A 7,576-nucleotide genomic window follows, 5' to 3' on the forward strand; every position below is an offset into this window, starting at 1 on the left:
GATCATAACTGTAAGGGTTTGCCATACGAATGCAGAAATCAATCACTTCTCTATATATTCTACGTCCTAACTAAGATGGCGACTGCTATAACTTTTCAGTTTTTGCGTTTTATTCGAGCCGGAATTTTTTTTATTTGAGACGGAATTTTTATTTCTGACAGGACTTAGGACTTACCCCAAACTTCTTACGAAAAGCATTACTAAATGAAGGTAAGCTAGCATAACCTACTGTTCTGGCTACTTCTGTGACATTCATATTTCTTTCAATCAGTAGCTTTTGAGCTAGTTCCATACGGTGGTTATGTAGGTAGCCAAATACTGTAGTACCAAAAACTTGCTTAAATCCTTGCTTCATTGTGCAATCATTTAAACCAACTTCTCGTGCTAGTTCGATAAGAGAGGGTGGATTGTCTAGATGTTTTAGTAAAATTTCCCTAACATTATAGATGCGGTCAATATCTGATGGCTTAAGTGCATTAATCTGGAAGCAACCTTGGTTGAGCTGTAACTCTTGCTCGACTACCATTGCTACCAGTTCCCAAACCTTTCCTTCAAGATAAATTTGTTTAGTAAAGCCTTGGTAGGGACATTGAAGAATTTGCTGCACTGCTAAAAGCATTGCGGGAGTTTTAGTTCCATAGCGTTCATAAGTCGGTTGATCCCAACGTCTAATTAGATGTTGTAATTCTTTTGGGAGTTTACCAGATGCATTTTCTGCAAAGCTATGAAATACATTTGGATGTATGTGAATAGCTACTTCTATTACCCACGCTGATGGCTCGAATACAGCGCACTCAGATGCCATACCACTACCACTTAAAAAGTATTCTCCAGCCTTGAACTCAATATCTTTAAATTCACTTTCTAGTAAAACAAAGAACCGAAATTCTAATGGATGCTTTCGCTCATGAAGTTTTAAAATGAATGATTTGGGTTGCTGATAATTGGAAATCTCTAAAGATATGCTATCTCGTAGCTGAATATGTCGCCAATACCCTTCCCCAAATTGATACTTTCTGGTGATGTCAAACTCCTCGCCACTCTCATTCTGTTGAATTATATCTGGTTGGTACAGTAATTTTAAGTAATCTGCTTGCGAGAGTATTAGTGTCATCGTAATGGTAAGCTACTATGAAGTATTTAAAGAGTCAAAATAACAAAGACTTGACTCATCAAGTAGATTTGGTTGTTTATAAAGATATTGTTTACGAATTTTCCGAACAAGAACTACTACCACACACCAGACATGAAGGATCATGATAAGAATGTCGTTTGGCAAATTCCATTCGCATCAAGTCGATTGTCAGCAGTTGTGACAATAGGGGTTGACTAAACTTAGTAATCAACTTTATTACCTCTAATGCACTAAGACAAGCTAGTGTTCCAGAAACAGCACCGATAACCGAGAACCCACGCCGATTCCAATCCGGTTTTTCTGGAAACAAGCATGATAGACAAGGAGTAACACCAGGAATAATTGTCGTCAGGTAAGCTTCCATTCCGTCCATTGCAGCTTCCACCATTGGTTTTTGCCAGCGCACGCAAGCCTGATTGAGCAAGTTTCGCTCTGTGAAATTGTGGGCGCAATCAACTGCTATATCAGCAGATTGCACTAAAGAGTCTACATTTTCCTTTGTAACGTAATCATGAACTGCTTCCACCTGAATATCAGGATTAATAGCTTGCAGAGTTTCTCTGGCTTTGAATACTCTTGGCTTACCTACCCAATCATTTGTCATTAGAACCTGACGATTCATATCATCTAGCCGTAAGTCACCACCCCGAACTAGAATTAGCCGCCCAATACCTGCTACTGCCAAATAAAGTGCTGATGTACCACCTAATCCCCCTACACCTGTAACTAAAACTGTTGCAGACTTCAAGCGCTTTTGTCCTGCTTCTCCAAAATTGGGAAGCATCATTTGGCGGTGATAGCGTTCTAACTCACTAGGTGTTAAGTTCATCGCTTTTTACCTCTTTATTCAGTTGTAAAATTTACCACTTAGTTGGTAGGAAGTATTGTAGTTGTCTATACATTTTTCTGATCTGCTACCTGTAAAGTTGGTATTTATTCTAGGCACTATTAAGGGAGCTATGTGCAAATATAGCGATGTCTACGACGGGCTACGCCTATGCGAATCTGGTAATTCTCAAAGAATACTTGGAACAATCACCAGTAGAGCAGTTTATCAATATCTTGGGACATCGGCTAGTGCGATCGCAATTTAGAGATTCTCGGCGGCTATGACATCAACAAAATTAGGGAGTTATAGAAGATTAGGGAGTCATAGCAAATATTTAGAGTCATGAATAAAACCCCGGATTTCTCACCACATTTTTCAAAGCTTGTGCAGGGGAGCTGAGGAAAGTTCTTGTAAAAGTTCTTTCTCCTCTGCCCCTCTGCCCTTTCTTCCCCTCAAGCTTGTGAGAAATGCGGAATACTACCTCGCCCTACTGGAGCGATCGCAATTTTATGCAGACATTTAGTGATGTGGCTAATAGACTAAATAATTTTGGTTTAGCTTATCTATTTATTATTAACGGAACAGTTTTACAAACAACTTACCTATGCGATCGTTTTACAGGGGGCAGTTTAATTGCCCCTTGCTCAATAGAATGCCAACAATTATTTTAGTCTATGGCAATTATTACATCTGATGATTTAACTATGGCGTGGACTTCTTTACCTTCAGTAAGTTTGAGATTTTCTGCTGATGATTTGGTAATAATTGCAGTCATTTCTACCCCTGGTGCTACTTCTATCGTTACTTCCGTATTTACAGAGCCAACAATGACGTTTTTTACAGTTCCTTTGAGAGCATTACGAGCGCTAACTTGCATTTTATGACTTCTACTGTTTTTTTATTTACACATAGATGATAACAAGTATTATATGGCTACAGATAGAAAATATATGAATTTTTACTATCCATTAATATAGAAAATATACGCAAATAATTTACTAAATAAATTGGTAATTACATCTTTTTAAACCAAATTTTTTGGTAATAAAAGTAATACAAATTAGTTAGTTCGAGTCATATTTCCTTCTGCAACGGCAGTCTCCACAATTCGGGAAGGCGTTCCATTAACAAGTCAGCAAAGCCATCTAGTACACACCATCTCCCTGTTATAACGACTACCGTCCTTTTAATGCAAAATTATTTAGAATCGGAATGTAGTACGAACAACTCCTGTGTAGATAGTGTCATTATTGCTGTTCTGCTCTGGGTTAAATATCACAATCAAGCCTGGTGTAATTGAGATATTGTTATTTACTTGGTAGCGATATAATCCTTCTAAATGGAAAGATGTATCGCTATCTTCACGAAGATTACTAGTAGGAGTAAGAACAGCAGGGTCAAAGTCATTACTTGTCGCCTTGGGTGGTTGACCAAAGATTAAACCTCCCAAGTTGCCCTTTTTGCCTAAATCAGGGAAAGCTAAAGTGACCGTCCAGTTCCAGATATCTGCCTTATCACCTTTATTAACATTTGCACCAGAATTAACCTCTGCGATCGCTTGACTATACCCAACCCAACCAGTACCAATTGGGTGTTAAAACGATAGCTGGTTTCTATCCCATAATAATTGGCTGAAGTGGCAACACCAGCACCAAATGGGGTATTAGCGAAAGCGCTACCATAAGCCCCCGAAACGGAAACATCATTATTGCCACCAGTAAAGTAAGAGTGTGCATAGCTCAAAGCAAGAGTTAAGTTTTGGTTGGGAAAGTTTTTACCACATAAATTGGTAAAAACTTTCCGAAATTTTGTCCGTAACGATGCAGTTTTTGGTAACAGTCAATTCAATCTGTGATTTTTTACCAGTTTTTTTGGTTACTAGTCCGCTAGATTGGTAAATTATGAATTAATTAAGAAAAAATGCTTGAGAGACTGCAAATGAATAACAAACGAATCTTGACTTTTGTCAGTTGGGTATTTATCTCATTTTTACTAATCGTCGGCTGTAGTCAAACAACTACACCTAACTTATCCTCAACTGCTAGCCCAGCAGTCCAAACAGCAAATTTGACGATATCAGCAGCTGCTAGCCTTAGAGATGCAATGGACGAAATCAAACCTCTTTACAGTAAGGAAAAACCAAATGTTACTCTAAGCTACAACTTTGGCTCATCGGGCGCTTTGCAACAACAGATTGAACAGGGTGCAGGAGTTGACGTTTTTATCTCAGCTGCAACTAAACAGATAGATACTTTACAGCAAAAAGGTTTGTTAGTTGATGGGACTCGCAAGGACTTGCTGAAAAATCAAGTGGTGTTGATAATACCCCAAAATTCCACAGTTGTGGCTGATTTTAAAGACTTAACTTTACCACGCATTAAGAAAATTGCTCTAGGCGAACCCAAAAGTGTCCCTGCTGGACAATATGCTCAACAAGTCTTAACTTCATTAAAAATTCTTGACGCCGTTAAAAGCAAAGCTGTCTATGCCAAAGACGTTCGTCAAGCTCTCAATTACGTAGAATCAGGCAATGCTGATGCTGGAGTCGTCTACCTTTCAGATGCCAAAAGTACGCCAAAAGTCAAAATTGTAGCAACTGCATCTGAAAAAACCCATTCTCCTGTTGTCTATCCGATCGCAGTTCTCAAAAGCAGTAAAAATGTTGATGCCGCTAAGGATTTTGTACAATTTTTATCGGGCAATGAAGCCAAAACTGTGTTTAAAAAACAGGGATTTATGGTAGCTAGTAGTTAACAGCAGAGGAATTTTGACAAGGCTGGTTGAGGATTCAACGCACTACTCAAATCAGCCTTAATAAGCACTGTTTGGAGAAATCTGTGAGTGATTTCTTGCAGCAGTTTTAGCACCAATCAGAAACTGTAAACCATAAGTTTTATTTATTGAATAAATCGATTAAATGCTTTCTGTACGGGTAGTCGAGATAATTGCCCTGCGGTTTCAACCCCGCTCACTGCCTTAGTGCCATTTCAACAGGAACAAAAGGTTGGCACACAGACAAACAAATCAATTATCGGAACTGTAGAGGGTCTAACCACTTTAGAACGGCCTACGTTTTGGTTTTACATCCCATACACTAAGGATTTGTCTAACTCAAGCGCTGAATTTAGCTTACAAGATAGCGCGGTAAATGATATTTATAGAAATGCGATCGCCCTACCTTCAAAGCCAAGTATCATTGGTATTTCTCTCCCTAGTACTGCTTCATTAAAACTAGATAAGATATATCGCTGGTATTTAAAAGTACGTTGTAACCAAGAGACAGTAAGCATTCCTGTATATGTAGAAGGAGATATTAAAAGAATCAATTTAGATGTTCGTCTTATGCAACAATTAGAAGCCGCAAATGAGCCTCGAAAAAAAATTATAATTTATGCTGAAAAAGGTATTTGGTTTGACGCTTTAAATCTGCTAGAATAAATACGCATTTCTAATTTTAATGATGCATCTATTGAAAAAAAATTGGCAAAGTTTATTGCAATCAATAAATTTGGATAATCTTGTGATGATGCCTCTAATAAAATTACCAACCTGCTAATAATTTCATATCCAGAAAAGTATCTATAAGCCTAGATTTCTACAATCAATTTCGTATTTCTGTAATAATTTGCTCTACTTGCTGACGTTTAACTTGAGAAGTTTTATGCATCAATCTTTGATTAGGAAGTTTGATAATAATTTCTAAATAATTATCTAGAATAATCGGGTAGAAAATAGCAGTATTCGGGTTGTCGCGGTCTACTACTTTGTCCAACACCACAAATTGATTGCTTAAGCAAGCTTCTCGGAAAAAATTGTCGAGTTCTGCGACTTGCAAAGCTTCCATTCGCTGAGGTGCTTTATCTAAATCTGGTTTTCCTTGTCCTTTCTCTTGTAAAATCAACTCTACAGACTGCCGATAAAGCGGTTCTATGCGATCGCGAAAATTGAACTGCACGTCTCGATTAACCGCAACTAAATCGCTGCGAAGAGACTGAAGAGTTGTTACAGCAGCATCATAAGCAGATATGGCTGCTGGCATATTTCCCTGTGCTTTGAGTAAGCGTCCTAACTGCCACTCAAAGCGATAGCTATATCTGAGGCATTAATTTTTTCAGCTATAAATAAGGTTTGCTGCGTCAAATCCTGTGCTTCTTGCAATTGTTGGTTCTGCTCGTAAACTTCTCCCAAGCTGCCCAGCGCATAGGATTCGGCACGTTCATCGCCGATTATTTTGGCTTGCTGAACGCTACTTGCCAACATCTCTGCAATATCTTTTTTATTACCAATTGTGGTTAAAGTCTGAGCAAAATTGATTCGTGCATAAATACCAGCTTGATTGGTAGGCAGATTGGGGAGTTGAGATTGGATTGTGGGTATTAATGACTTTGCTTCCGTGATGCGTTCGTTTTCGACAAGCAAACTCAGCTGATTAATCAGGGCTTGAACTTTGGTCAGAGGGTTTGGTGCAATTTTGGCAGCATTTTCATAATGAGCGCTCGCATCTTTAATATTACTTAACAACCTAGTAGTATTACCGAGGCTAAATTCCGTCAAACTAATTTCTAGAGGCAGTTGCAGACGTTGAGCGATTTCTAAGCTTTGTTGTAAGTTTTTTTGGGATGACTCCAGTTCGCCTAATTGTTGTAAGACATTGCCAAGCGATCGCAAAGCTGTTACTTTTACAACAGAATCAGGTTGAGCTTGTAACTGTTTGGATACTTCCTCTAATATATTCAAGCTACGGTGGTAAAAACCAGCAACTCGTAGGGCTTGTGCTTGGTTAATCTGACTGCGCGTTACTCCAGCAGTATCACCTAATTTCTTCCAGATTTGCTCTGCTTGTTGTGATGTTTTTATAGATGCATCAGTTTGTCCCTGTGCTAGTTGCAATTCGCCTTGAATATTTAGAGTTTGTGCCAGAATTTCTAACAATTCAGATTTTGGATTGCTGACATTTAACTTTTGATTTATCTCATCCCAGCCAAGTAAATTTAAGCTATTGTCAATAGTTGCATAAGCTTCTTTCCACGAGCCGAGTTGCTGGTATACAACAGAGAGGTTAGTCAGCGCTGCGGCTTTTGCAAGGTTATTGCTTTCTCGTTGATAGGTACGGACAGCTTGTTGTAAAATAATTACGGCTTCAGTAAAGCGCCCAGTTTGATAAAGTGCTTCTCCTTGCTCAAGAAGTTTCTGTGGTGTTGTGGCTGGCGGTTTATTGATTGGAATGTGAAACCCGTTTGGTGAATTTGTCTTTTGTTGTTTAGCAAATGTGCTAGGGATAATAGTCAGGAAAACAGCAAGAGTAAATAGGACTACGGGAGTTACCGCAAATCTAACGACTCGCTTTGGCAGCTGAAATTTTGCCATATTTCACACCTCCCTGAGATACAGGACAGTCAGCAGGTGTTTGCCAAGAATTGTGGGGGTTGAGTTGAGGAACTTGTGCTAATAATTCTATATTTCCCTTGCGATTAATTACCCAGCCAGAAGCTTCCACAATTGGAATTGTAGCAGCAATACTCCTAAGAAACACATTCCGTAGCGTTGGAAATAGGGATGAGCTCTAAGCCAAAAGCTTGAGCTTTTATCTTCAGGTTTTTAAGTATCCGGTC

The 7,576-nt window shown here is 38.8% G+C and carries 11 protein-coding genes and 1 pseudogene; 4 read left to right on the forward strand and 8 right to left on the reverse strand.

Annotated features, from left to right (window positions below; genetic code table 11):
- Positions 1-148: 148 nt before the first annotated feature.
- Both V7K89_RS18430 and V7K89_RS18435 read right to left on the reverse strand, forming a co-directional pair.
- On the reverse strand, positions 149-1,114 hold the full coding sequence (locus V7K89_RS18430) for a helix-turn-helix domain-containing protein (protein WP_335189562.1): 966 nt from the start codon (positions 1,112-1,114) through the stop codon (positions 149-151).
- 91 nt (positions 1,115-1,205) lie between these two features.
- Entirely contained in the window at positions 1,206-1,964 is a 759-nt protein-coding gene (locus tag V7K89_RS18435) for a HesA/MoeB/ThiF family protein (protein WP_335189564.1), read from the reverse strand.
- A 173-nt stretch (positions 1,965-2,137) separates the two neighbouring features.
- Between V7K89_RS18435 and V7K89_RS18440 the strand changes: the two are divergent.
- A pseudogene (locus V7K89_RS18440) lies at positions 2,138-2,273 on the forward strand (substrate-binding domain-containing protein); the annotation flags it as partial.
- A 158-nt stretch (positions 2,274-2,431) separates the two neighbouring features.
- The gene (locus tag V7K89_RS18445; protein ID WP_335189566.1) at positions 2,432-2,635 is read left to right on the forward strand and encodes a hypothetical protein; all 204 of its coding nucleotides are present in this window, start codon (positions 2,432-2,434) and stop codon (positions 2,633-2,635) included.
- Here the strand turns inward: V7K89_RS18445 and V7K89_RS18450 are convergent.
- The 3 genes from V7K89_RS18450 to V7K89_RS18460 form a co-directional block, all read right to left on the reverse strand.
- On the reverse strand, positions 2,632-2,841 hold the full coding sequence (locus V7K89_RS18450) for a TOBE domain-containing protein (protein ID WP_335189568.1): 210 nt from the start codon (positions 2,839-2,841) through the stop codon (positions 2,632-2,634). The genes V7K89_RS18445 and V7K89_RS18450 overlap by 4 nt on opposite strands.
- Before the next feature lie 324 nt (positions 2,842-3,165).
- Positions 3,166-3,552, reverse strand: a complete 387-nt coding sequence (locus tag V7K89_RS18455) for an iron uptake porin (RefSeq protein WP_335189583.1) — start codon at positions 3,550-3,552, stop codon at positions 3,166-3,168.
- On the reverse strand, positions 3,444-3,707 hold the full coding sequence (locus V7K89_RS18460) for a hypothetical protein (RefSeq protein WP_335189570.1): 264 nt from the start codon (positions 3,705-3,707) through the stop codon (positions 3,444-3,446). Before V7K89_RS18460 ends, V7K89_RS18455 begins: the two co-directional genes overlap by 109 nt.
- A gap of 195 nt (positions 3,708-3,902) precedes the next feature.
- Between V7K89_RS18460 and modA the strand changes: the two genes are divergently transcribed.
- Positions 3,903-4,718 carry a molybdate ABC transporter substrate-binding protein gene (gene modA, locus V7K89_RS18465; protein ID WP_335189572.1) on the forward strand — a complete coding sequence of 272 codons (816 nt, stop codon included), beginning with the start codon at positions 3,903-3,905 and terminating at the stop codon, positions 4,716-4,718.
- A 225-nt stretch (positions 4,719-4,943) separates the two neighbouring features.
- Entirely contained in the window at positions 4,944-5,402 is a 459-nt protein-coding gene (locus tag V7K89_RS18470; RefSeq protein WP_335189574.1) for a DUF928 domain-containing protein, read from the forward strand.
- Between the two features lie 163 nt (positions 5,403-5,565).
- On the opposite strand, the gene V7K89_RS18475 is transcribed toward V7K89_RS18470, so the two are convergent.
- The 3 genes from V7K89_RS18475 to V7K89_RS18485 are packed head-to-tail and all read right to left on the reverse strand — an operon-like array spanning position 5,566 to position 7,497.
- Positions 5,566-6,003 carry a hypothetical protein gene (locus tag V7K89_RS18475; protein ID WP_335189577.1) on the reverse strand — a complete coding sequence of 146 codons (438 nt, stop codon included), beginning with the start codon at positions 6,001-6,003 and terminating at the stop codon, positions 5,566-5,568.
- A 26-nt stretch (positions 6,004-6,029) separates the two neighbouring features.
- Positions 6,030-7,331 (reverse strand): tetratricopeptide repeat protein, encoded by a 1,302-nt coding sequence (locus V7K89_RS18480; RefSeq protein ID WP_335189579.1) that lies wholly within the window; start codon positions 7,329-7,331, stop codon positions 6,030-6,032.
- Complete coding sequence (locus V7K89_RS18485) at positions 7,297-7,497, reverse strand: hypothetical protein (protein ID WP_335189581.1); 201 nt, start codon at positions 7,495-7,497, stop codon at positions 7,297-7,299. Before V7K89_RS18485 ends, V7K89_RS18480 begins: the two co-directional genes overlap by 35 nt.
- Positions 7,498-7,576: the final 79 nt, after the last annotated feature.

This window comes from Nostoc sp. (assembly GCF_036917515.1).
In the GTDB taxonomy this organism is placed as follows: domain Bacteria; phylum Cyanobacteriota; class Cyanobacteriia; order Cyanobacteriales; family Nostocaceae; genus Nostoc.

Excerpts from the sequence above, each read along its gene's own strand:
- V7K89_RS18430 (WP_335189562.1), bottom strand. The coding sequence starts at position 1,114 with ATGACACTAATACTCTCGCAAGCAGATTACTTAAAATTACTGTACCAA.
- V7K89_RS18435 (WP_335189564.1), bottom strand. The coding sequence starts at position 1,964 with ATGAACTTAACACCTAGTGAGTTAGAACGCTATCACCGCCAAATGATG.
- V7K89_RS18445 (WP_335189566.1), top strand. The coding sequence starts at position 2,432 with ATGCGGAATACTACCTCGCCCTACTGGAGCGATCGCAATTTTATGCAG.
- V7K89_RS18450 (WP_335189568.1), bottom strand. The coding sequence starts at position 2,841 with ATGCAAGTTAGCGCTCGTAATGCTCTCAAAGGAACTGTAAAAAACGTC.
- modA (WP_335189572.1), top strand. The coding sequence starts at position 3,903 with ATGAATAACAAACGAATCTTGACTTTTGTCAGTTGGGTATTTATCTCA.
- V7K89_RS18475 (WP_335189577.1), bottom strand. The coding sequence starts at position 6,003 with ATGCCAGCAGCCATATCTGCTTATGATGCTGCTGTAACAACTCTTCAG.
- V7K89_RS18480 (WP_335189579.1), bottom strand. The coding sequence starts at position 7,331 with ATGGCAAAATTTCAGCTGCCAAAGCGAGTCGTTAGATTTGCGGTAACT.